General features: G+C 66.6%; 21 protein-coding genes. 10 read left to right on the top strand and 11 right to left on the bottom strand.

All coding sequences use genetic code 11. The annotated features are described in order from the left end of the window. From AC5Y7V_RS14810 to AC5Y7V_RS14780, 7 genes are all read left to right on the top strand, one after another. Nucleotides 1–1215, top strand: coding sequence for a CaiB/BaiF CoA transferase family protein (locus AC5Y7V_RS14810; protein ID WP_499881025.1), 1215 nt, complete (start codon nt 1–3; stop codon nt 1213–1215). Beyond that, complete coding sequence (locus AC5Y7V_RS14805) at nt 1212–2018, top strand: thioesterase family protein (protein WP_499880792.1); 807 nt, start codon at nt 1212–1214, stop codon at nt 2016–2018. Before AC5Y7V_RS14810 ends, AC5Y7V_RS14805 begins: the two co-directional genes overlap by 4 nt. Nucleotides 2019–2044: 26 nt before the next feature. After that, nucleotides 2045–3193: a thiolase family protein gene (locus tag AC5Y7V_RS14800; protein WP_499880791.1), complete on the top strand. Its 1149-nt coding sequence runs from the start codon at nt 2045–2047 to the stop codon at nt 3191–3193. Between the two features lie 65 nt (nt 3194–3258). Next, nucleotides 3259–3972, top strand: coding sequence for an NAD(P)-dependent oxidoreductase (locus AC5Y7V_RS14795; RefSeq protein WP_499880790.1), 714 nt, complete (start codon nt 3259–3261; stop codon nt 3970–3972). A 151-nt stretch (nt 3973–4123) separates the two neighbouring features. Beyond that, nucleotides 4124–4471 (top strand): DUF485 domain-containing protein, encoded by a 348-nt coding sequence (locus AC5Y7V_RS14790; protein WP_499880789.1) that lies wholly within the window; start codon nt 4124–4126, stop codon nt 4469–4471. After that, nucleotides 4468–6102: a monocarboxylic acid transporter gene (locus AC5Y7V_RS14785; protein ID WP_499880788.1), complete on the top strand. Its 1635-nt coding sequence runs from the start codon at nt 4468–4470 to the stop codon at nt 6100–6102. The genes AC5Y7V_RS14790 and AC5Y7V_RS14785 overlap by 4 nt, the downstream gene beginning before the upstream one ends. Before the next feature lie 160 nt (nt 6103–6262). Further along, entirely contained in the window at nt 6263–7048 is a 786-nt protein-coding gene (locus AC5Y7V_RS14780; RefSeq protein WP_499880787.1) for a PPE family protein, read from the top strand. Between the two features lie 274 nt (nt 7049–7322). Here the strand turns inward: AC5Y7V_RS14780 and AC5Y7V_RS14775 are convergent, their stop codons facing one another. The 7 genes from AC5Y7V_RS14775 to AC5Y7V_RS14745 form a co-directional block, all read right to left on the bottom strand. Then, entirely contained in the window at nt 7323–8516 is a 1194-nt protein-coding gene (locus AC5Y7V_RS14775; RefSeq protein ID WP_499880786.1) for an acyl-CoA dehydrogenase family protein, read from the bottom strand. Between the two features lie 16 nt (nt 8517–8532). Beyond that, nucleotides 8533–9591 (bottom strand): acyl-CoA dehydrogenase family protein, encoded by a 1059-nt coding sequence (locus tag AC5Y7V_RS14770; protein WP_499880785.1) that lies wholly within the window; start codon nt 9589–9591, stop codon nt 8533–8535. Between the two features lie 2 nt (nt 9592–9593). Next, entirely contained in the window at nt 9594–10424 is an 831-nt protein-coding gene (locus AC5Y7V_RS14765; RefSeq protein WP_499880784.1) for an amidohydrolase family protein, read from the bottom strand. Continuing rightward, nucleotides 10421–12034, bottom strand: a complete 1614-nt coding sequence (locus AC5Y7V_RS14760; RefSeq protein WP_499880783.1) for an acyl-CoA synthetase — start codon at nt 12032–12034, stop codon at nt 10421–10423. Before AC5Y7V_RS14760 ends, AC5Y7V_RS14765 begins: the two co-directional genes overlap by 4 nt. Before the next feature lie 22 nt (nt 12035–12056). After that, nucleotides 12057–13259 carry an amidohydrolase family protein gene (locus tag AC5Y7V_RS14755; RefSeq protein ID WP_499880782.1) on the bottom strand — a complete coding sequence of 401 codons (1203 nt, stop codon included), beginning with the start codon at nt 13257–13259 and terminating at the stop codon, nt 12057–12059. A 31-nt stretch (nt 13260–13290) separates the two neighbouring features. Beyond that, nucleotides 13291–14145, bottom strand: coding sequence for an enoyl-CoA hydratase (locus tag AC5Y7V_RS14750; protein WP_499880781.1), 855 nt, complete (start codon nt 14143–14145; stop codon nt 13291–13293). Between the two features lie 205 nt (nt 14146–14350). Next, on the bottom strand, nt 14351–14623 hold the full coding sequence (locus tag AC5Y7V_RS14745; RefSeq protein ID WP_499880780.1) for a GlsB/YeaQ/YmgE family stress response membrane protein: 273 nt from the start codon (nt 14621–14623) through the stop codon (nt 14351–14353). Nucleotides 14624–15010: 387 nt separating this feature from the next. Between AC5Y7V_RS14745 and mbp1 the strand changes: the two genes are divergently transcribed. Next, on the top strand, nt 15011–15250 hold the full coding sequence (mbp1, locus tag AC5Y7V_RS14740) for a microaggregate-binding protein 1 (protein WP_499880779.1): 240 nt from the start codon (nt 15011–15013) through the stop codon (nt 15248–15250). Nucleotides 15251–15331: 81 nt separating this feature from the next. Here the strand turns inward: mbp1 and AC5Y7V_RS14735 are convergent, their stop codons facing one another. After that, entirely contained in the window at nt 15332–16339 is a 1008-nt protein-coding gene (locus tag AC5Y7V_RS14735) for a dihydrodipicolinate synthase family protein (RefSeq protein ID WP_499880778.1), read from the bottom strand. 34 nt (nt 16340–16373) lie between these two features. After that, nucleotides 16374–17171, bottom strand: a complete 798-nt coding sequence (locus AC5Y7V_RS14730) for an SDR family NAD(P)-dependent oxidoreductase (protein WP_499880777.1) — start codon at nt 17169–17171, stop codon at nt 16374–16376. 139 nt (nt 17172–17310) lie between these two features. On the opposite strand from AC5Y7V_RS14730, the gene AC5Y7V_RS14725 reads away from it, so the two are divergent. Beyond that, on the top strand, nt 17311–18117 hold the full coding sequence (locus AC5Y7V_RS14725; RefSeq protein WP_499881024.1) for a TetR/AcrR family transcriptional regulator: 807 nt from the start codon (nt 17311–17313) through the stop codon (nt 18115–18117). 38 nt (nt 18118–18155) lie between these two features. Here the strand turns inward: AC5Y7V_RS14725 and AC5Y7V_RS14720 are convergent, their stop codons facing one another. Continuing rightward, nucleotides 18156–19049 carry an enoyl-CoA hydratase/isomerase family protein gene (locus AC5Y7V_RS14720; protein WP_499880776.1) on the bottom strand — a complete coding sequence of 298 codons (894 nt, stop codon included), beginning with the start codon at nt 19047–19049 and terminating at the stop codon, nt 18156–18158. Further along, nucleotides 19046–19729, bottom strand: coding sequence for a hypothetical protein (locus AC5Y7V_RS14715; protein ID WP_499881023.1), 684 nt, complete (start codon nt 19727–19729; stop codon nt 19046–19048). Before AC5Y7V_RS14715 ends, AC5Y7V_RS14720 begins: the two co-directional genes overlap by 4 nt. 130 nt (nt 19730–19859) lie before the next feature. Here AC5Y7V_RS14715 and AC5Y7V_RS14710 point away from each other — a divergent pair, with 130 nt between their 5' ends. Continuing rightward, nucleotides 19860–20681 carry an enoyl-CoA hydratase/isomerase family protein gene (locus AC5Y7V_RS14710; protein WP_499880775.1) on the top strand — a complete coding sequence of 274 codons (822 nt, stop codon included), beginning with the start codon at nt 19860–19862 and terminating at the stop codon, nt 20679–20681. Nucleotides 20682–20685: the final 4 nt, after the last annotated feature.

The raw sequence follows: 20685 nt of genomic DNA, 5'->3' as shown, positions 1-20685 counted from the left end.
ATGGAGGGCTTTCGGGTCCTGGAGCTTGCGCAGTTCACGTTCGTTCCGGCGGCGGGAGCGATCCTCGCCGACTGGGGCGCGGACGTCATCAAGGTCGAGCACCCGGCGCGCGGCGACACCCAGCGTGGCTTCCTCAACATGGGCGGCATCCAGGTCGACCCGAATCGGCACCCGCTGATGGAGCATCCCAACCGGGGCAAGCGCAGCGTCGGGATCGACGTTTCGACGCCGGGCGGCCAGGAAGTGATCTACGAACTGGCCAGGACGTCCGACGTGTTCCTGACCAATTACATGCCGGCGCAGCGGCAGAAGCACAAGTTCGACGTCGAGCACATCCGCGCGGTGAACCCGAACATCGTCTATGCCCGCGGATCGGCTTACGGCGACAAGGGACCCGAGCGCGACGTCGGCGGCTACGACGGGACGGCATTCTGGACGCGCAGCGGTGTGGGATACGCGCTGACTCCCGAGGAGCTGGGTGGCGCGCTGGGACAGGGCATTCCGGCGTTTGGCGACTCGATCGGCGGCATGTTCATCGCCGGCGGCATCTCGGCCGCGTTGCTGCATCGCGAACGGACGGGCGAGGCCGTCGAAATGGACGTGTCGCTGCTGAGCACGGCTTGGTGGGCGGCGGGTGCCAGCGTGACGCAGGGCATGGAGACCGGAGAGGTCATGCGGACGTCCATGCCGGGTTCCCTTGCGCCGTCGGTGAATCCGTTCATGGGCAACTACGAAACCTCCGACGGCGGCACGATCAACCTGTGCATCATCAGCCCGACCGGCATCATCCGGGACACCTTCGAGCACCTCGGCATCCCCGAGGCCGCCGACGATCCCCGTTTCTCCGACGTGCTCCCGCTGATCCAAAACGCCGACGCGGCAGCCGAGCTGATCGCGAAGGCGTTCGCCGCCAAGCCTTTCGCCTACTGGCGCCAGCACCTGAAGACGATGAAGGGCCAATGGGCCCCGTTCCAGAGCCTGCTCGACCTCGCCGACGACGAGCAGGCCCTCGCCAACGACATGATCTCCGAGGTCGAACTGGCAAGCGGCGGAAAGCCGTTCCGCGTCGTGCGCGGCCCGGTCCAGTTCAACCATGAGCCGCTGGTGACGACTCGCGCGCCGCAAGCCTCCGAGCACACCGAGATCGTCCTGATGGAGCTCGGCATGGACTGGGACCGCATCGAGCAACTCAAGGACGCGGGGGCCATCGCTTGACCGACGCCTACTACGAGCTGGCCGATCCACACGATCCAGTCGGTGAGAGGTTCAGCGCGTCGGATCACGTCATCAGCACGTGGTCGCCGACGATGCAGAACGCGGCGCCCGTCTCGGCGCTGCTGGTGCGCGCCCTGGAACGCTGCTCGCCGCGCGACGACGCCCGGTTGAGCCGCGTCGTCGTCGACCTGCTCGGGCCGGTCCCGGTCGATGGGCCGCTCTGGGTTCGCGCGCACGTCGAGCGCCCGGGAACCAAGATCGAGTTGCTCAACGCCCAAATGCTGGCGCCGGGGCCCGACGAGCGGCCGCGCCCGGTCGCCAAGGCGGTCGCCTGGCGCTTTCAAGAGGGTGACGCGGCGGAGTTGTTCTTCACGCCCGCTCCCCCGCTGCGTCCGGTCGGTGACGGACGCCCCGGTCGGCCCGACAGCGACGCGAACCAGACCTATATCCAGAGCCTGGATTGGCGCTGGCTGAACGACATCCTCAACGACGTGCCCGGGGAGTGCTGGGCCCGACCGGTCGTCGACCTCGTCAAGGGCGAAGAGATGACCCCGGCGCAGCGCCTGTTCGCGGTGGCCGACATCGCCAACGGGATGGGTAGCCGGCTCAGCGTCGCCGAATGGACGTTTCTCAACACCGATCTCACCGTGCACATCCACCGCGTGCCGGAGGGCGAATGGGTCGGCGTGCGCGCCGAAAACCATTACGGCCGAGACGGAGTGGGTGTCTCCATTGCCACGCTCTTCGACGAACACGGCGCGGTGGCCGCCCTGCAGCAGGCCCAGCTGGTGCGCCGCCGTTAGAGCCGCCCCCAAACAAGGAGACACTGGTGACCAACGACGTAGCCATCATCGGGGTGGGTTTGCACCCATTCGGCCGCTTCGAGGGCAAGTCGGCGATGCAGATGGGCGTCGATGCGATCTTCGCCGCGGTCGCCGATGCGGGCATCGAATGGAATGACGTCCAGTTCGCCACGGGCGGCAGCTGGACGGTGGCAAACCCGGACGCCATCGTCGGCATGGTCGGCCTCACCGGCATCCCGTTCACCAACGTGTTCAACGCCTGCGCGACGGCGGCCAGCGCGGTCAAGGCCTGCGCCGACGGGATCCGGTTGGGCGACTACGACATCGGCATCGCCATCGGCCTGGACAAGCACCCCCGCGGGGCGTTCACCGAGGATCCGGCGCTGGTGGGCATGCCGCGGTGGTACGCCGAGAACGGGCAGTACCTGACCACCCAGTTCTTCGGTATGAAGGCGAACCGGTATCTGCACAAGCACAACATCTCCGCGCAGACGCTCGCCAGGGTGGCCGCCAAGAATTTCCGCAACGGAGCCCTCAACCCCAACGCGTTTCGCCGCAAGCCGATTTCCGAGGAGCAGATCCTGAGTTCGCCGGTGCTCAATTACCCGCTGACGCAATACATGTTCTGCGCGCCCGACGAGGGCGCCGCGGCCGCGGTGATGTGCCGGGCCGACATCGCGCATCGCTACACGTCCAAGCCCGTTTACCTGCGGGCGGTGGAGGTGCGCACCCGCCGGTACGGCGCCTACGAGGTCAACACGACCTTCGCGCCGGTTGACGAGGACGTGGCACCAACCGTCTACGCCGCGCGCAGCGCGTTCGAAAAGGCGGGCGTGGAGCCCGCCGACGTCGACGTGATTCAGCTGCAGGACACCGACGCGGGCGCCGAAATCATCCACATGGCCGAGTGCGGGTTCTGTGCGCACGGCGATCAGGAGAAGCTGCTGGCCGACGGCGCCACCGAGATCGGCGGCCCGATGCCGGTCAACACCGACGGCGGGCTGATCGCCAACGGCGAACCGATCGGCGCATCCGGGCTGCGCCAGATCCACGAAATCGTCCGCCAACTCCGCGGCGAGGCCGGCGATCGTCAGGTCCCCGGTGATCCCAAGGTCGGATTCACCCAGTTATACGGCGCCCCCGGCACCGCGGCGGCGACCATCCTGACAACCTGAGCTTCGGAGCGGCTGTAACTTTCGGCCGGCCCGCTTCGTCGTAGTGGCGAACGGGAGGAGTTCTCATGCGAATCGTCATCTTTGGCGCCAATGGAGCGACCGGGCGGCTGCTGACGCGTCGCGCGCTCGACGCCGGTCACTCGGTGGTGGCGGTGACCCGGCGGCCCGACGAGTTTCCCATCGCCGATGCGCGGCTGACGATCGCGGGCGCGGACGTGCGGCGCGATCACCTCGCCGGGATCGTTACTGGTGCCGACGCCGTCGTGTCAACGCTCGGGGTGCCGTTCACGCGCCAACCCGTCGACACGTATTCCGTCGGCACCCGCAACGTCTTGAACGCCATGCGGGAGGCGGACGTCAACCGGCTCGTCGTGGTGAGCTCCACCGGCGCCCGCCCCGCGCGCGGCCGGCACCACACGCCATTCGCGCTACGGCTGTTCGAGCCGATCATTGCCCGCACCATCGGCAAGACCGTGTACGACGACATCCGGCGGATGGAGGCGCTGGTCCGGGCCAGCGGCCTGGACTGGACGATCGTGCGCCCATCGGGGTTGTTCGATCTGCCGCAGGTCACGAATTACGTTGCGGGAGAGGTTGCTCCGGTGGGGGCCTTCACGGCTCGCATCGACCTGGCGGACTACCTCGTCACGCTCGCCCGGGTCGCGACGGCAAGCCGGAAGACGGTCGTGGTCTCGACGACCGAGCACACGCCGACGGTGTGGGAAATGGTTCGGCGGGAGGCATTCAAGAGCGAAACGCCGCACGAGGTCTCGGCTTAACAAACGCCATTGATTGGGTTGCCGCCAGGTGCCCGGGCGGCGACGCCACGGTTAATTTAGAACCGAGGCAGAAATCGCACTGCTGTTGTCATTGAGTTTGCTCGTAGGCTAACGCCGAAATGCCTGCTCGAACTCGAGGTCAGGAGTCGCGTTGTCCACTACCGAATTTCCATCCGAGGATGTTCCACTAGCCACCGGTGATAGGTTCGTCGACATTCAGGCGAGCCCCGAGTTCGCCGAACTTCGGCGCAGGCTACGCCGTTTCGTGTTTCCGATGACCGCGATCTTCCTCGCCTGGTACGCCGCCTACGTCCTGTTGGGAGCCTTCGCACACGACTTCATGGCCACCAAGGTCTTCGGCAACGTCAACGTCGGACTGCTGATCGGACTGGGCCAATTCCTGACGACGTTCGTCATCACCGGGCTCTACGTGCGGTTCGCCGACCGGGAGCTTGATCCGAGGGCCGCCGCCATTCGCGCCGAAGGCCAGGCGTCGTGACGCTGCTGGCCGCCGGTCAGCAGACGATCGGGAACCCCGCCGCCAACATCGCGATCTTCGCCGTCTTCGTCCTCATCACCCTGTACGTGGTGATCCGGGCCAGCCAGCGCAACGCCACCGCGACCGAGTTCTTCACCGCCGATCGGGCGTTCTCGGGACCGCAGAACGGCATCGCCATCGCCGGCGACTACCTGTCGGCGGCCAGCTTCCTCGGCATCGCCGGCGCGATCGCGGTTTACGGCTATGACGGGTTCCTGTATTCGATCGGATTCCTGGTGGCGTGGTTGGTTGCCCTGCTCTTGGTCGCCGAACTGATCCGCAACACAGGGAAATTCACCATGGCGGACGTCCTGAGCTTCCGGCTCAGGCAGCGCCCGGTGCGGCTGGTCGCGGCGATCTCGACGCTGACGGTCTCCCTGTTCTACCTCCTCGCCCAGATGGCCGGCGCGGGGGGTTTGGTCGCGCTGCTGCTGAATGTCAAAGGCCGCCTTGGCGAGTCGATCGTCATCGCGGTCGTCGGTGTCCTGATGATCGTCTACGTCCTGGTCGGCGGGATGAAGGGCACCACCTGGGTGCAGATCATCAAGGCCGTGTTGTTGATCCTCGGCGCGGCGACGATGACGGTGATGGTGCTGGCGAAGTTCGGCATGAACTTCTCCGACATCCTGGGGTCGGCGCAGACGGCGGTGTCGCACGCCACCACCAAGGGTGTCTCCAGCCGCAACGTGTTGGCCCCCGGCGCGCAATACGGCGGGTCGACGACGTCCAAGATCAACCTGCTCTCGCTCGGCCTTGCTCTGGTGCTGGGCACCGCGGGCCTGCCCCACGTATTGATGCGGTTCTACACGGTGCCGACGGCGAAAGAGGCGCGCCGGTCGGTGGTCTGGGCGATCGGGCTCATCGGCGCCTTCTATCTGTTCACGCTGGCGTTGGGCTACGGCGCCGCCGCCATCGTCGGACCGGACCGGATCCTCAAGGCCGCCGGTGGGCAGAATTCGGCGGCGCCGTTGCTGGCGTTCCATCTCGGCGGTGTGGTCCTGCTCGGCGTCATCTCCGCGGTGGCGTTCGCGACGATCCTCGCCGTGGTCGCGGGTCTGACGATCACCGCGTCGACGTCGTTCGCCCACGACATCTACGCCAGCCTGATCAAGCGGCACAAGGTCACCGAGAGCGAACAGGTCCGGGTGTCCCGCATCACCGCCGTCGTGCTCGGCATCTTCGGCATTGCGCTCGGGATCCTGGCCAACGGCCAGAACGTCGCGTTCCTGGTGGCGCTCGCGTTCGCGGTCGCGGCGTCGGCCAACCTGCCGACGATCCTGTATTCGCTTTATTGGCGGCGATTTAACACCCGCGGCGCGCTGTGGAGCATGTACGGCGGGCTGATCTCGACCATCGTGTTGATCGTCTTCTCGCCCGCGGTCTCGGGCACGAAGACAGCGATGATCCCCGGCGCGGACTTCGCGTGGTTCCCCCTTTCCAACCCGGGAATCGTGTCGATCCCGCTGGCGTTCGTCCTCGGCATCGTCGGCACGCTGTCTTCGCCCGATCGCGGCGATCCGGTGCGCAACGCCGAGATGGAGGTCCGATCCCTTACCGGCATCGGCGCCGAACAGGCCGTTATCACGCATTAGCCACGTTGTAATCGGGTTCGCCGCGGCCAAGCATTTGCGAGCTGGTCAGCGCCATCGATAAAGCGCAGATATTCTTCGGCGATTGGCATACAGTTTCTTTGAATCAGTCGTGTGCCAGCTTTGAGGTGGTTGGTTAGAAAGTTGGGAAGGGACGGGTGTAATGAATTACTCGGTATTACCACCGGAGATTCTTTCCAGGCAGATCCATTCGGGTCCCGGGCCCGCACCACTGCTGGCCGCCGCAACATCGTGGGCGGGATTGGCCGACGAGCTGAGTTCGGCGGCGGCCGGGTTTTCCTCGATAACCTCTCAATTGACAAGTTCGGCATGGCAGGGCCCGGCGGCGGCGGCGATGGCCGCTGCGGCAGGCCCGTATGCGAGCTGGCTGGGCGCGACGGCGTCCCAAGCCGCCGGTGCGGCGACCCAGGCCAACGCGGTGGCCACGCTGCAGGACACCGCCCGGGCGGTGATGGTGCATCCGCTGGCGGTGGCGGCCAACCGCGACCAGCTGGCGGCGCTGGTGCGCTCGAACCTGTTCGGGTTCGCCGCTCCGGCGATCGCGGCGACCGAGTCCGCCTATGAGGAGATGTGGGCCACCGACGTGGGGGCGATGTCGGCCTATCACGGCGGGGCCTCGGCGGCGGTGGCCCAGCTACCGCCTTGGCTGCAGTTGGATTTCAAAGCGCCCCCGCTCCCCAAACCCCAATTTCCTTCGGTTACACAGGCGATACAGGAAGTCGAAAGTGGTGCTTCGAGGATTGCAGCAGCTGGGCAGCAAGCAGTCGCTCAGGGGGAGCAAACTGCTGCCGGCGAGTTCCAAGCCATCGGAGGGGAATTTGGCGCGTTGTTTGGGGCGGACCAGAACTTCCTGACTCAGCTACGCCAGGAATTCCTGCAACTGCTGGGACGCCAGCAACCGGCGCCACCACCACCACCGGTTGTGTGAATACAACAACGCCTTGAGACTATCTTGGTTTCTTGACGACCGAAACCATTTGGGTCAGATAGCTGCGGAAAAGCCCCGGAACCGGAAACGTGTTCAGGCTCTTGCGTTTTGGCGCACACGCACCGCGCTGCGTCTTACCAAGAGCCGCGTCCGAGGCACCTTGCTGTCCGTTCGGATCTGTCGGATCCGCAATCACAGGACTGGGTCGCTAGCGTCGAGACCATGCGGTCCGCCGCCTGAGATCTAGCTTGGGTAGCGAAGTCGACCCGCGAGCTCACGACGTTTTCTGAAGCGGCGGTGAGTAATTGGGCTTCCCCAGCCCAAGCGTGTACTGGCCGATCATGTTGCGGAACACCTCGAGCGTGCCGCCATAGATGCCCACCAACGGCGCGAACCGGAAGGCATACTCGGCGCTGCCGTCGTCCGCGGCGCCGTCGGTGCCATACGGCAGCGTCGACGCGGCCCCGAGGATGTCCATCAGGTCCGGGGAGATGTCTCGCATCGTCTGCGCGATGGCGACCCGGCCGTAGATGCTCGGCGACGACAGCGCGACTTCCAACCTGGCGGCGCTGCGGCCCAGCCGGTAGGCGACCGACTTGTCGTCGATCAGCCGGCGCCCGTCCGGGCCCGGCCGGGTCACGCACGCGGCGGCGTTGTCCACGGCCTCGGCCAGGGATCCGGCCTGGTGCATCATGATCGAGGTGTCCTGCAGCCCGTCGGGCGCCGCCGCGACGGCACCGTGCTCGACGTTGAGCGGCTCGCGCAGCACGGTCCAGCCGGCGTTCACGTCGCCCAGCCGGTACTTGTCGTCGACGCGAACGTCGCTGTAGTAGACGATGTTGGTCCGGTCGCCGTCCACCGTGCGGAGGCCCTGGATCTCGATGCCCGGCGAATCCAGCGGGACCAGAAACATGGTCAGGCTCTTGTGCTTCCGGGCATCGGGGTCGGTGTTGGTGATCAAGAAGACGTATTGGCAGTTGTGCGCCCCGGTGGTGAACATCTTGGAGCCGTTGATAATCCACGCGTCACCGTCGCGCACCGCGCGAGTCTTGCAGGTGGCGACGTCCGAGCCGCCCTCGGGCTCGGTGTAGCCGAGGCAGAGCCGGACCTCGCCGCTGAAGACCTTGGGCAGCACCTCGTCGCGCAACTCCGGTGTTCCGAACTTCGCCACCGAACGGGCCACCATCGCGGTGGTCCCCCACGTCACCCAGGGCACGTGCGCGCGCCGCTTCTCCTGCTCCCAGATGCGGCGCCGAACCCGGGTGAAGCCGCCCTCGGATTCCGACTTCCACTCGGCGGCCAAATACCCTGCGGCGCCCAGCTTCAGGTGCAGGCCCTCGTCAAAGTTGTCGCCAGTCTCGCGGTCGCGGCGCCTGACCTCCTCGGTCATGTGGGTGCTCAGGAAGTTTCGCGCCTCCTCGAGGAAGGCGCGGTCTTCGGGCGACAGCTCGACTCGGGAGAAGTCCATTGTTTTTCGCTCCTGTCTAAGCCGTCTGTGGGGTGCTCTCGCGGGCCGCGACGATCTCGGCGACGCGCAGGGCGGTGGCGCCGGGATCGCCTCCGGCCAGCGGCCATCCGCGGGCTCGCACCAGATACGCCGTGGCCGCGGCTTCGGAGGAAACCCCAAGGCCGCCTTGGATGTGCACAGCCATCGTCGCGGCCTTCGATGCCTCCTCGGCCATGAAGACGAAGGCCGACGGCGCGAGGTCGGGTCGCTCGTCGGGTTCGTTGTCCAGGAACCAGGCGGCCCGGCGGGCCAGGTTACGGCCGCCCTGAACGGTGATGGCCATGTTGGCGAGCGGGTGCGAGATGGCCTGCAGCGTCGAGATCGGCACGCCCAGCGTGTAGCGGGTCTTGGCGAATTCCGCCGCGATGGTCATCGTCTCCTCGACCAGGCCCACCAGGGCCGCGGCGGTCAGCAGCCGCCATTCATCCAGCGCCCGTTGGTAACTCGCCACCGCGTCGGGCCCTTCGCCGACGACCGTGCGGGTGTCCGCTGCAGCCGGGTCCACCCACGCCATCGGCAACCGGCCGATGTTGTCGACCTTGGCCGGCCGGGCGCCGAACGTGAGGCGCACGACCTGATCGCCGTCCCGGATCACGATGTGGTCGGCGATGGAGCCCGTCGGGATCAGCCGGGCGCCCGACGGACCGTCGAGGCGGGCGTCTAGCCCGGCGAGCCGTTCACCGCCGGCCACCCCCGCGGTGTCGGCGTTCAATCCACCCAGGCGCGCGAGCAACCGCGTGGCGCACACGTGGTCGATCCACGGGACCGGCGCCAGCGACCGGCCGATCTCCTCCGCCACCAGGGTGAGATCGACCAGCGTGGCACCGTCGCCGCCGGCGGACTCCGGCAGCGCCATCGTCGTCGCGCCCATCGCGCACAGCCGCTCCCACAGGTCCTTGTCGAGCCCGGATGGCTCTGCGGCGCGCACCGTTTCGATCGAGCAGTGCGTCTTGAAGAATTGCTTGTACGCGTCTTGCAGGGCGACGTGATCCTCGGACAGGCTGTAGTCGAGCCTGCGCAGTTCGAAGCGGTCCATGGTCAACGTTCCTTCCCGAAGAAAAACTCCTGCGCGTTGTTGTAGAGGTAGTTGTCCAGCACCTCGGGGGGCAGGTCCAGCGCACGGGCCTCGGGTATCACCCGGCGCATGCGCAGCACCGGCCAGTCCGACGCGTAGATCACTTTGTTGGGGCCGCGTGTCCGCATGTAGTGCAGCAGCGTTTCCGGCAGCCGCTTGGGCGACCACGCCGACGTCATCAGGCGCAGGTTGGCGTACTTGAGGAGCAACCGAATCGCGACGTCCCACCACGGGTCCGCGCCGTGGATCATGCACAGCTTGAGCTCGGGAAAACGCACGCACACCCGGTCCAGGTGCATCGGGTGCTGCACCTCGCCGGGAATCGGCGGGCCCGGGATGCCGGTGTTGACGCACAGCGGCAGGTCCAGGTCGGCGCATTTGGCGTAGAGCGGGTAGTAGACGGCGTCACTGGGCGGATACTGCCCGTCGCCCCAAAAGCTGGGTCCCACAACGGCATAAGCCACCGGTAGGTCGCCCACGAGTGCGGTCAATTCGCGCAGCGACCGGACCGGACGCAGTAGGTTGACCCCGCCCATCGCCAGGGCGAACCGGTCCGGCTTGGCTTCGATGAACTTGCGCGCGGTGGTCGACGGGCTCGCCATCGAGTCCATCAGGATCGCCCGCTGCACACCCTGGGAGTCCATCTCGTCGAGCAACTCGGACAGGTCGACCGGCGCGAACATCGATTCCGGGCCCTTGAAGTAGTCGTCCCGAACCTTGAGCATCCAGGTGGGCTGGGAGTCAGTCTCACCGAAGTGCACGTTGACGAGGCAGTCAATCGCTTTGGTGTTCATGACACCTTCTCTTCGGCTTGTTCCCGCGCCCAGCGGTAATTGGGTTTTCCGTTGCCCAGGCGCTGAATCTGCTCGACGAAGATGAACGCCTTGGGCGCCTTGAAATGCGCCAGCTGCGAGGTGCAGAAGGTGTACAGCTCGGTGGCGGCGAGGTCGGTTCCCGGGTGTGGCGCGACGAGCGCGACGACTTCCTGGCCCCATCGCTCGCTGGGCCGTCCCACCACCAGGGCGTCGGCGATCCCCGGATGCGCCCGCAGCACTTCCTCGACCTCCTCGACGAAGACCTTCTCACCACCGGTGTTGATCACCAGCGAGTCACGGCCGAAAAGGCGTATGGTGCCGTCTTTTTCAATGGATGCCCGGTCGCCCGGTATCACCACTCGCCGGCCATCGATCTGGGGGAAGGTGCGCCGGGTGGCGTCGGCGTCGTTGAAGTACCCGAGCGGAATCCGGCCCGTCCTGGCGGCCCACCCGATCTCTTGGTCGCCGGGCCGGAGGAACCGGGTCCGGTCGGCGGAGACGACGGTGGCGCCCTCCCGGGGTTCGAAGGTTTCGCTCGCGGTGCCCTCGCGGCTGTGCCCGAAGGCCATGTTGCCGCTTTCCGAGGATCCGTAGCCTTCGATGATGGTGATGTGGGGCAGGCATTCCATCAGCGCCCGTTTGTATTTCGCGTTGGTGGCGGCCCCGCCGGTGCCGATGGCGTTCAGCGCGGACAACTCGTAGCGATGGGCGCGCAGTTCGGCGATCAGCGGCCCGGCGTATGCATCGCCGACCATCGTCATCATGCCCACCTCTTCGCGCTCGGCCGTTTCCCACACCGACCGGACGTCGAGCTTGTTGCGGTCGTCATACAGCACGACCGTCAGGCCCGCGCACAGCGCGGCGAACGCGGTCCACATGCCGGCCGCATGCATCAGCGGCGAAACGGCGAACCATGGCGGGCCACCGCCGCGCACCTTGTCGTGGATCTCGGTGACGCTGGCGTGGTCGGCCCCCACCATAGACGACACGTACATGTCGCTCTGCCGCCACAGGACCCCCTTGGGGCGGCCGGTCGTTCCACCGGTGCACATCATGATCAGGTCGTCGGGCGACCCGGCCGGGCGAGAGTCCGTGCCGCCGGCCGCCAACGCGTCGTCCAGCGACACGGCGCCCGGCAATTCCGGAGCGTCGCTTCCGTCGTCGATGGACACCAGCAGCTCCGTCCCGCCCGGGGGCAGCACGTCGGCGAACCGCGCGCCGAGGGAGCGGTGATAGATGATTCCCCGGGGCCGGACGTAGGCGAGCAGGTCGGCGATTTCGCGCGGCGAGTAGTGGTGGTTCACGTTGACCGGGACGGTGCGCGCCTTGAGGCATCCGATCACCATGTCGGGGTACAGGTCGTTGTACATGATGAGCGCGACCCGGTCCTGACCGCATTCCCAGGGTTCGAGCGTCTCGCGCTCGGCGTGGGCCCCGAACCCCTTGCCGCTGAGGTAATTTGCCAGCTCGTCGGTGCGCCGGGCAGATTCGGCAAACGTGCTCCGGCGGTCTCCGCAGACGGTCATCAGACGGTCGGGGATGACGTCGGCGATGGCGTCAAGAACCGCGCCTACGGTCCATTCGCTCACTAGGGTAACCAGCCTCGAATAATCAAGCAGCCGACCCCACTTGGACACCGAGGAGGTCTAGAGCGTTGTCACGCATGATCTTTCGGACATCGGGGTCACTGAATCCCGTGAGCTCCTCGGCGAACGACAGCGGCGACTCGAGGCCCTCACCGTGCGGCCAGTCGGAACCGAACAGGATCTTGTCGACGCCGATAACCTGGGCCAGCTCCGTCAGGTCGTCCTCGTAGTACGGCGCGATCCACACGTTGTTGCGCAGCTGCTGCACCGGATCCTCGGGGAAATTGCGCGGGTAACTGTTGGCCGCCTTCTTCAGGCGCTTGACCAGCCGGTGGACGAAGTAGGACCCGTTCTCGATGCTGACCGCCCGCAGCTTGGGGTGTCGGGTGAATACGCCGTGCACGATCATCGACGCCATCGTGTCGTGGATGGCGCGATCGTCGAGGAGCACGGTATCCAGTGGATCCTTTTCGCCGAAGCCCTCGAAGGTCGCCTTGCCTCCCCACTGTGCGGCAATGTGCAGATATCCGCTGTCGCTGAGGTGGAAGCCAACCGGTACGCCCGCTTCGGCCAGCCGGGCCCACACCGGGTCGTGGCTGGGATCGCCCAGCGACCTCGGCTTGACCACGCCGGGCACCGGCGCCGGCCGCACCAGAACAAGCTTGGCGCCGCGCGCCAACACGAACTCGACCTCTTCGAGAGCCTTGGCCGGATCGGCCAGCGAGATGATCGGCGCCGCAATGATTCGGTGATCGGGCCGGTCGAAGCCCCAATCCTCGTCGAGCCAGAGGTTGAACGCGTGCACCGACGCCATGGTCGCCTCGATGTCGTGCTTCAGTGCCTCCTCGACGCCGCACCCGAACGTCGGCAGCATGAACACCGTCTCGATGTCCTGGGTGTCCATCACCGCGATCCGCGCATCGCGGTTCTGGTACTCCGGGTGTTCGGCGAGCCGCTCGACCTTCATCAGCGAGGCGGGATCGACACCTTCGGGAATCTCGCCGCGGAACAACAGGTCCAGGCAGCCCGGCACGATGATCGGGTCGAAGGTGGGATTGGGAACGAAATTGTTGACCCGGCCGCCGATTACGGCCAACGTGCGCTTGCCTTGAGTGACCATCTGCACGCCGCGGGACTTGAACGCCCTGTCCAGGTGACGGGTGAAGGCGTCCAGCGGCTCGTAATAATGGTTGTCGACGTCGATCGCCTGGTAATCCAAGTTGGTCATGATCATCCTTTCCGGCGCCACCGGCGAAAAATTAAGCCTCGGTTGAAGTGAGCTTCCCAACCAAGGGAGGGAACTGCGGCGGCCGCTTCTCGAGGAAGCTGGTGATCCCTTCGATGACGTCCGGGCGCGGCATCGCCTCGTGCAGCAGCACCTCGGCGCGCGACGTGGCGTCCACGACGTCGCGAGTGGCGTCGCCGTAGACCTGCCGTTTGATCACCGCCACCGAAGCCGGCGAGCAGTTGCGCGCGATGTCCTCCGCGTACTCCAGGGCGCGGCTCAGCAGATCTTCAGGCGCGACGACTTCTTTGACGAGGCCCAGCTCGGCCGCTTCCTCGGCGAGGAAGGTGCGCCCGCTCAACAACAGGTCGAGGGCGACGCCCCAACTGGTCAGGCGCGGAAGTATCCAGGAGATGCCGAATTCGGCGATCAGCCCGCGGCGCGCGAACACCGCGGCGAACTTGGCGCCGGCGGCCGCGAACCGGACGTCGCACATGAGCGCATGGGTCAGGCCGATGCCGACGCAGGCTCCGTTGATGGCCGCGACGACGGGCTTGCGCAGGGTGGTCACGAAATGGGGTGGCCGCTCACCGACCAACTCCGCCAGATCGGTCTGACGGGCCTTCTCCATCGTCTCGCCGTAGCTGGGCGCCGAACTCGGCGCGCCCAGATATGCGCCGGCGCAGAACCCCTTGCCGCGGCCGGTCACCACGATCACCCGGACGTCCGGATCCTGTTCGGCTCGGTCGATCCCGGCGTAGAAGCCGGCGGCGATGTCGGGGCCCCACGCGTTCAGGCGATCCGGGCGGTTGAAGGTCAGGATCGCGACGCCGCTCGCCGTGGCCTCGTAGAGCACCGCTTCGTCGGAAGCACCGTCGCTGCCGGACATCTGCCGCGGCACCTCCTCACGCTTGCCTACCGGATCCCCACCGACTTTGTACGCATACTGTATACCTATCGGTAGCGCATTCCACAACTGCCTCCGCGGCCGACCGCAACCCGATCCAGCAGCGACTTTCCCGCCGTTGAACCCTCATCCGGCGGATGGCCGAAGGTGCTTGGCGATCTTGGCTTTCCGGTCACCGGGCCGTCACCTAGCGGGACGCCCGGCGCCCGGTTACGAGCTTGAGGATCGCCAGCAAGATCACCGCGCCGAGCAGGCACGTGAGGAACGAGAAGATCAGGCCTCCGCCGGCGACATCGACGCCGAAGCCGCGCAGCAGAAACCCGCCGATCAAGCCGCCCACGATGCCGACCACGATGTTGAGGACCAGCCCCATCTGGGCGTCGGTACTCATGATTTTGCTGCCGACCCAACCGGCCAGGCCACCGATCACGATCCAGCCGATCACACCCAGAGTGAGCATTCCCCCAATCCTTTCGATAGGAGTAGCCACACCTTATGCCCGCCCCGGGCGTTTGAAATGGCGATCCGGCGGGTTATCGATGACTCGTGAAAGCAACGTTGAGGGCGCTTGTTCATCGCCTCCGTCAGGCCCGCGCGGCGGCGCTGCGGGCCCAGCTGGCGCTGACGGGCGCTCAAATCCTGTTCTGGGTGGTGCTGATCGGCGCTCCCGTCGGTCTTGCGCTGCGCGCGCGACAGCGCCGAATGCGACGCGAACTCCCGAGGTCGGATGCGGCACCGCCGCTGGTCAACCAAGGCTGTGGCGCGCGCCACGTTCCGAGCAGGTTTGCGTCGCAGGGGTAACCGGGAAGGCTTCAGTTAAGCCATCCATCAATGGGAGGGAGATGCAGTGGTTGACATCAAGAGCGGTCCCATCGAGCTGGTCCGCGGCGTCATCGAGGACGTCTTCGGTAAGGCCAAGGAACTCATCGGCACCATCCTGGGCCGGGACGACCTGATCAACGAAGGCGAGGCGCAGCAGGACAAGGCCGAGGCGCAGCGCAACGCCGGCAAGAAGGAAGCCGCGGCCGAGAAGGCCCGTGCGAAGGCCAAGGCCGCCGAGGCGCGCGAGCGCGCCGAGCAGGAGTAAATAGCGCACCGATGGAGCGGGCCCGGTTACCGACCGGGCCCGCTTCGCGTTGTAATCGGTTGTGCCGTAACGGCGCGGTCACTACGCCGCGATGAGGCCGAGCCGCCGATAGGCGCTCTGGATCTGGGTCTTTGCCTCGTCCGGTAACTCCGCCTGCGGGGGGCGCGAGTGCGGATAGTCGCCTATCGGCAGGCCCAGCACCGAGGCGGCGTACTTGAACGCGCCACCCCAGTGGGTGAAGTAATCCGACCGGGCCGGGTAGCACGTCCACCACGATCCGATGTCGAGGTCGAACTGATCCATCCCGGACTCTCGCCCGTAGTCCATCGCCTCGAGGAGCTTGTCGCTGTACACCAGATCCCAGTACTCGGAGAACAGTCGCCGCTGCGGGGTCTCGAACAGGTAACCGGCCGTGCCCAATTGCGCCGGGCAGACGATGCCGGCACGCAACCAGCCGGCGCGGTACACGGTCCGGTCGCATTCCCAGACCGCCAGGCCGGGCGCCAACTCGTGCAGTCGTCGGCTCGCCTCCGGCCGGAACGCGCCCTCCTTGGTGGCGCACACGGCGGGCACCTCGTCGTAGATCCGCGCGCTTTCGGCCGGAGTGAGCACGTAGCCGGAGGACGGGGAGTTGAACATGCCCAACGGGATATCGGTGCGTGCGGCAACGTACTTGAAGAACCTCAGCACGCCCTCGCCCCCGTGGGCCTCCATCATCGGCGTTTGGATGTAGGCGATATCGGCGCCCACGTCTTGGGCGTGCCGTGTCAATTCCAAACAGTCCTTCGCCGATGTCGCCGCGGTGCAGGCCTGCACGACGACGTGGGGATTCAGACCGCGCCCCTCCTCGACCGCGACCTCCAGCAACCGCTTGCGCTCGTCGATGGTCAAGGACCAGAACTCGGCGATCCCGCTGGTGCACCACAACATCGGGTGGCCCAGGTCGCCGACGCAGTAGCGGACCAGCGTCCGGTAGGCGTCCCAGTCGATGTCATCACCGTCGGTGCCGCAGAACGGCGTGTAGAGGGAGTCGCCGATTCCCCGCAATGCCCCGCGCGCCCAGGTGCGCGCCTCCGTCGCCGTCGCCACCATCGACTCCTTCTGTCGGCCAAACGATTTCGGGTCAGGTGAAGTCCGAACCACCGTCGACGTTGATGTTCGCCCCGGTCATGTACGAATTGCGCCGCGATGCCAGGAACGCGGTGACCGGGCCGATCTCCTCCGGCAGGCCGGCGCGGGGCATCTGCGCCGGATGCCCGAAATGCTCGGCGATGGCGTCCATCAGCGCATAGGGGTCGTTGCCGTCGACGCCGACGGACTTCGCCCAGCCGACCAGCGACTCGGAGGCGATGCTGCCCGGCGATACCACGTTGACCAGAATCTCGTCCTTGGCCAACAACAGCGAGAGGTTCTTCGAGACGCTGGTCAGCATCGACTTGGCCGCGGTGTAGGCGGGCAGCATCACGCTTTGCCGCTGGGTCGAGTGGGCCGAGAAGTTGACGATCCGCGCCCATCGGGCCTTGCGCAGCAGCGGCAGCGCAGAGCGCACGCAACGCACCATGCCCATGACCCCCTCGTCGACCGCCTGGTGCCACTGGTCGTCGCTGAGCGCCTCGAAACCGCCTGCCGCGCCGGGCCCGACGGTGTTGATCAGCACGTTGAGTTCACCGCCCCATCGCTCGGCGAGCTCGGCGAACACGTTGTCGACCGCGCCGGCGTCACCGACGTCGGCGACGAGCCCGAGCGCATCCGGGCTGCCCCGGCCGGTCAACTCCGCCACCGCGGAGTCGAGCGCGTCACGGCTGCGACCGATCACCGCGACCCGGGCACCGTCGTCGGCGAGGCAGCGGGCCGTGGCCAGACCCATGCCGCGACTGCCTCCGACCACCACCGCGGTGGCATTCGTCAGCCCTAGATCCATGTGTCCAGCCGTTTTACCAAAAAGCCTACGATAGGTATTACAGTAGCAGACGGAAAACTCGACGACACGCCCGCGTATACGCAGGTCAGGGAGGAACAACCGGTAGATTCCAGTCTACCGGCGGCACGGCTAGATCGTGATGGAGGTGCCCGGAGTGGCAAAGCAGGCAACCGCTGATAAGCGTCAACGACGCGAGCGCGGGTCAATCAATCCCGACGACATCATCAGCGGCGCATTCGAACTCGCGGAGCAAGTGTCGATAGACAACCTGAGCATGCCGCTGCTGGGCAAACATCTCGGCGTGGGCGTCACCAGCATCTACTGGTACTTCCGCAAGAAGGACGATCTGCTCAACGCCATGACCGACCGCGCCCTCGGCAAGTACGTCTTCGCCACTCCCTATGTCGAGGCCAGCGACTGGCGCGAGACGCTGCGCAACCATGCCCGCCTGATGCGTAAAACGTTCATGGGCAACCCAATTCTGTGCGACCTGATCCTGATTCGCGCTGCCCTGAGTCCGAAGGCGGCGCGGGTGGGCGCTCAGGAGATGGAGCGCGCGATCGCCAACCTGGTGGAGGCCGGCCTCTCCCCCGAGGACGCGTTCGACACCTACTCCGCAGTCTCGCTGCATGTCCGCGGATCGGTGGTGCTGCAACGGCTCTACGAGAAGAACCAGACGCCGGACAGCGGACCGCGAGCCATCGAGGACGCGGTGGCCATCGATCCGGCCACTACGCCGCTGATCGCTCAGGTGACCGGGCAAGGACACCGCATCGCGGCTCCCGACGAGGCGAACTTCGAGTTCGGCCTGGACTGCATCCTCGATCACGCGGCCAGCCTGATCGAGAAGGGCGGCAAAGGCGGCAAATCCGCGCCGTCACGGCAACGCAAGGCGACCAAGTCGCCCGCACAGCGGGGACGGACCAAGGCGACCGCGACGCGGTAGGCCGAAGGCTTCCTTCGCGCTCGGTGTCGTGTAGGCCCTTAAGCCTCCGGCTCCGGCACGTGGAAATGCTCGTCGCGCAGCCGGAAGGCTTCCTTCGCGCCGTGCTGTGCACGCGTTTTGACGAAGTTGAACTCGCCCGGCGCGAATTGCAAATTGGTGCCGTAGGCGTGAAACAGGTAGCTCGCGACTTCCTCGCCCTGGTACGCCTGGCTCTGCTCGACGAGGCGGAACGCCTCCTTGGCGATGACGACTCCGTCGGCGGGCATCTTCGCCGCCTTCTCCGCCCAATAACGAGCCCGCGCCGTAACCGCGCCGGGATCGCATGTGTCGGTGAAGATTCCGAGGTGCTCGAGCTCCCCCGCCTCGATGATGTCGCCGGTCAGCAGCAGCCGGCGGGCCAGCACCGGCCCCAGCCGGTGGAAGAACATGTGCAGGCTGCCGAGGGCCGGGCCGAGGAAACGGGTCGCCGGCATGCCGATCTTCGTGTCGCGCGCGATGACGGAGATGTCGGTCATCAACGCCATCTCGAAGCCGCCGCCGAGTGCGTAGCCGGCGATCTCCCCCACCGTCACCTTCGGGAAGCCCATGAAGTTGTGGTAGAAGCCAAAAGACTTGCGGTCCACGGTGAGTCGCCGACGTTGACTGGGACGACGCTTGGCGGTGTCATCGGATGCCGTGGCCTTGTCGCCGTACCAGCCGTACGCGTTGTTCATGTCGGCCCCGGTGGAAAACACTCCCTCGGCTCCGCGCAACAGCACCACGGTGAGGTCGTCGTCGTCGGCCACCCGGTCCAGGCAGCGGGCGATCGCCTCGCGCATCGTGGCGTCATAGGAGTTGCGCTGCTTGGGGTTGTTCAGCGTGATGGTCGCGATGCGCCGCTCGGGGTCGACGTCGAAGAGCACGCGATCGTCCGAAGCGCTGGTGGCGCTCATCTGTCGGACTCCTTTCGCCGCCTGCCGAATTTGAATGCGGTCAGGTCTTCCGGCCGTGACGCCAACGTGGTGACCTCGCCCTTACACAGCACTTCGCCATCGAGCAGTAGCCGCGCCGTCGACGCGATGCCCCGCTCGACTTCGGAGCGAATGATGTCGAAACGCAGGCCGGTCAGCACGGGCGTCGGCCGGCGGAAGGTGACGAGCAGGGACCGGGTCTTGCCCGACAGCCCGGTGACGCAGTTGTGGTGCTGGATCACGCTGTCGAAGAAGACGCCGAGAAAGCCACCGTGCACCAGTCCCGGCGGCCCCTCGTACACCAGTGGGAAGCACACCGAGCCGTCCGCCTTCTCGGCGTCCAACTGATCGAACTCGTACTCGGGAAAGCAGGGGTTGTAGGCACCGATGTCGGTGGCGTGGTTGAGGTAGACGCGCCGGGGGTCGTCGGCGATTTCGCCGATTCGCGGCGCGCTGTCGGTCGGGGCCGCGGCCGCCAACTCGTCCTCCCACTCGGGGAACTTCGCGAGCATCGCGTCGACGGTGGGGTGGGGATGCTCGAGGGACAACAGCAGCGAGCTCAGGCGCCGCATCGCGCCGGCCGCCGCGACCGTCTGCGCGAGGGGCGCCTCGCCGAATTTGGCGTCGCCGGTGCGGGGGGAAGCGGTTGTGCCCTCGGCCATGCTGCCCTTATCCACGGGTTTCGCCCCGCTATGTTCCGTCGTCAGGGTTTCCTTGCTAACTTATACCTCGTATCAATCGTATTGCCTACTGTATGGGTAACCGTATCGGCGGAGAAAGGCCGGGTGGACGGTGAGTCACGGTGCCGACGCGGCCGAGGCCGAGGGTTCGGTCACCGCGTGCCGGGATGGCGCGGTCCTACGGCTCACCCTGAACCGTCCGGCGCGGCGTAACGCCTTGACTCACTTGATGATCGGTGAAATGGTCGCCGCGCTGACCGATTCCGCCGCCGACGACTCGCTGCGCGCGATCCACATCCGCGGCGCGGGAGACGACTTCTGTGCGGGCGCCGACTGGGTGGCCGCCAATGATCCCGCCGGGCAACGTCCCCGCGCGGGCGATCTGGTGCGGCGGATCCCGCACGCCGCGCACCGGGTGATCGAACTCGTCGCGAGCGTTCAGCTGCCGGTGGTCTGCAGCGTGCGGGGATGGGCGGTGGGGTTCGGCTGCAACCTCGCGCTGGCCGCCGACTTCACCGTCGCCGCCGAGGACGCGGTGTTCTGGGAACCGTTCGTGGATCGTGGCTTCAGCCCCGACTCGGGCTCCACCTGGCTGCTGCCCCGGCTGGTCGGGCTGGCGCGGGCCCGGCGGATGCTGCTGCTGGGCGAACAGGTCAGCGCGACCGACGCGGCCGACTGGGGGCTGATCCACCAGGCGGTGAGCGGGCCCGAACTCGACGCAACCGCCGAGAAGCTGCTGGAGCGGCTGGCCGCCGGGCCGACGGCCGCGATCGGGCTGGCCAAGCAGGCCCTGAACTTCGGTCAGCACGCGACGCTGGGCCAATCCCTGACACAGGAACTGTTCAATCTGGAACTCTCCTGTCGCACGGGCGATTTCAAAGAGGGGCTGGAGGCGTTTCGGCAACGGCGTGCGCCCAAGTTCCAGGGCAGATGAGGGA

Source organism: Mycobacterium sp. NGS34, assembly GCF_059812845.1.
This window is presented reverse-complemented; position numbering and strand designations above follow the sequence as displayed.

What these genes read in the sequence shown, in the direction of transcription:
- AC5Y7V_RS14810 (WP_499881025.1), top strand. Translation starts at nt 1, where the DNA reads ATGGAGGGCTTTCGGGTCCTGGAGCTTGCGCAGTTCACGTTCGTTCCG.
- AC5Y7V_RS14795 (WP_499880790.1), top strand. Translation starts at nt 3,259, where the DNA reads ATGCGAATCGTCATCTTTGGCGCCAATGGAGCGACCGGGCGGCTGCTG.
- AC5Y7V_RS14780 (WP_499880787.1), top strand. Translation starts at nt 6,263, where the DNA reads ATGAATTACTCGGTATTACCACCGGAGATTCTTTCCAGGCAGATCCAT.
- AC5Y7V_RS14775 (WP_499880786.1), bottom strand. Translation starts at nt 8,516, where the DNA reads ATGGACTTCTCCCGAGTCGAGCTGTCGCCCGAAGACCGCGCCTTCCTC.
- AC5Y7V_RS14770 (WP_499880785.1), bottom strand. Translation starts at nt 9,591, where the DNA reads ATGGACCGCTTCGAACTGCGCAGGCTCGACTACAGCCTGTCCGAGGAT.
- AC5Y7V_RS14765 (WP_499880784.1), bottom strand. Translation starts at nt 10,424, where the DNA reads ATGAACACCAAAGCGATTGACTGCCTCGTCAACGTGCACTTCGGTGAG.
- AC5Y7V_RS14755 (WP_499880782.1), bottom strand. Translation starts at nt 13,259, where the DNA reads ATGACCAACTTGGATTACCAGGCGATCGACGTCGACAACCATTATTAC.
- AC5Y7V_RS14750 (WP_499880781.1), bottom strand. Translation starts at nt 14,145, where the DNA reads ATGTCCGGCAGCGACGGTGCTTCCGACGAAGCGGTGCTCTACGAGGCC.
- AC5Y7V_RS14745 (WP_499880780.1), bottom strand. Translation starts at nt 14,623, where the DNA reads ATGCTCACTCTGGGTGTGATCGGCTGGATCGTGATCGGTGGCCTGGCC.
- AC5Y7V_RS14730 (WP_499880777.1), bottom strand. Translation starts at nt 17,171, where the DNA reads ATGGATCTAGGGCTGACGAATGCCACCGCGGTGGTGGTCGGAGGCAGT.
- AC5Y7V_RS14725 (WP_499881024.1), top strand. Translation starts at nt 17,311, where the DNA reads ATGGAGGTGCCCGGAGTGGCAAAGCAGGCAACCGCTGATAAGCGTCAA.
- AC5Y7V_RS14720 (WP_499880776.1), bottom strand. Translation starts at nt 19,049, where the DNA reads ATGAGCGCCACCAGCGCTTCGGACGATCGCGTGCTCTTCGACGTCGAC.
- AC5Y7V_RS14715 (WP_499881023.1), bottom strand. Translation starts at nt 19,729, where the DNA reads ATGGCCGAGGGCACAACCGCTTCCCCCCGCACCGGCGACGCCAAATTC.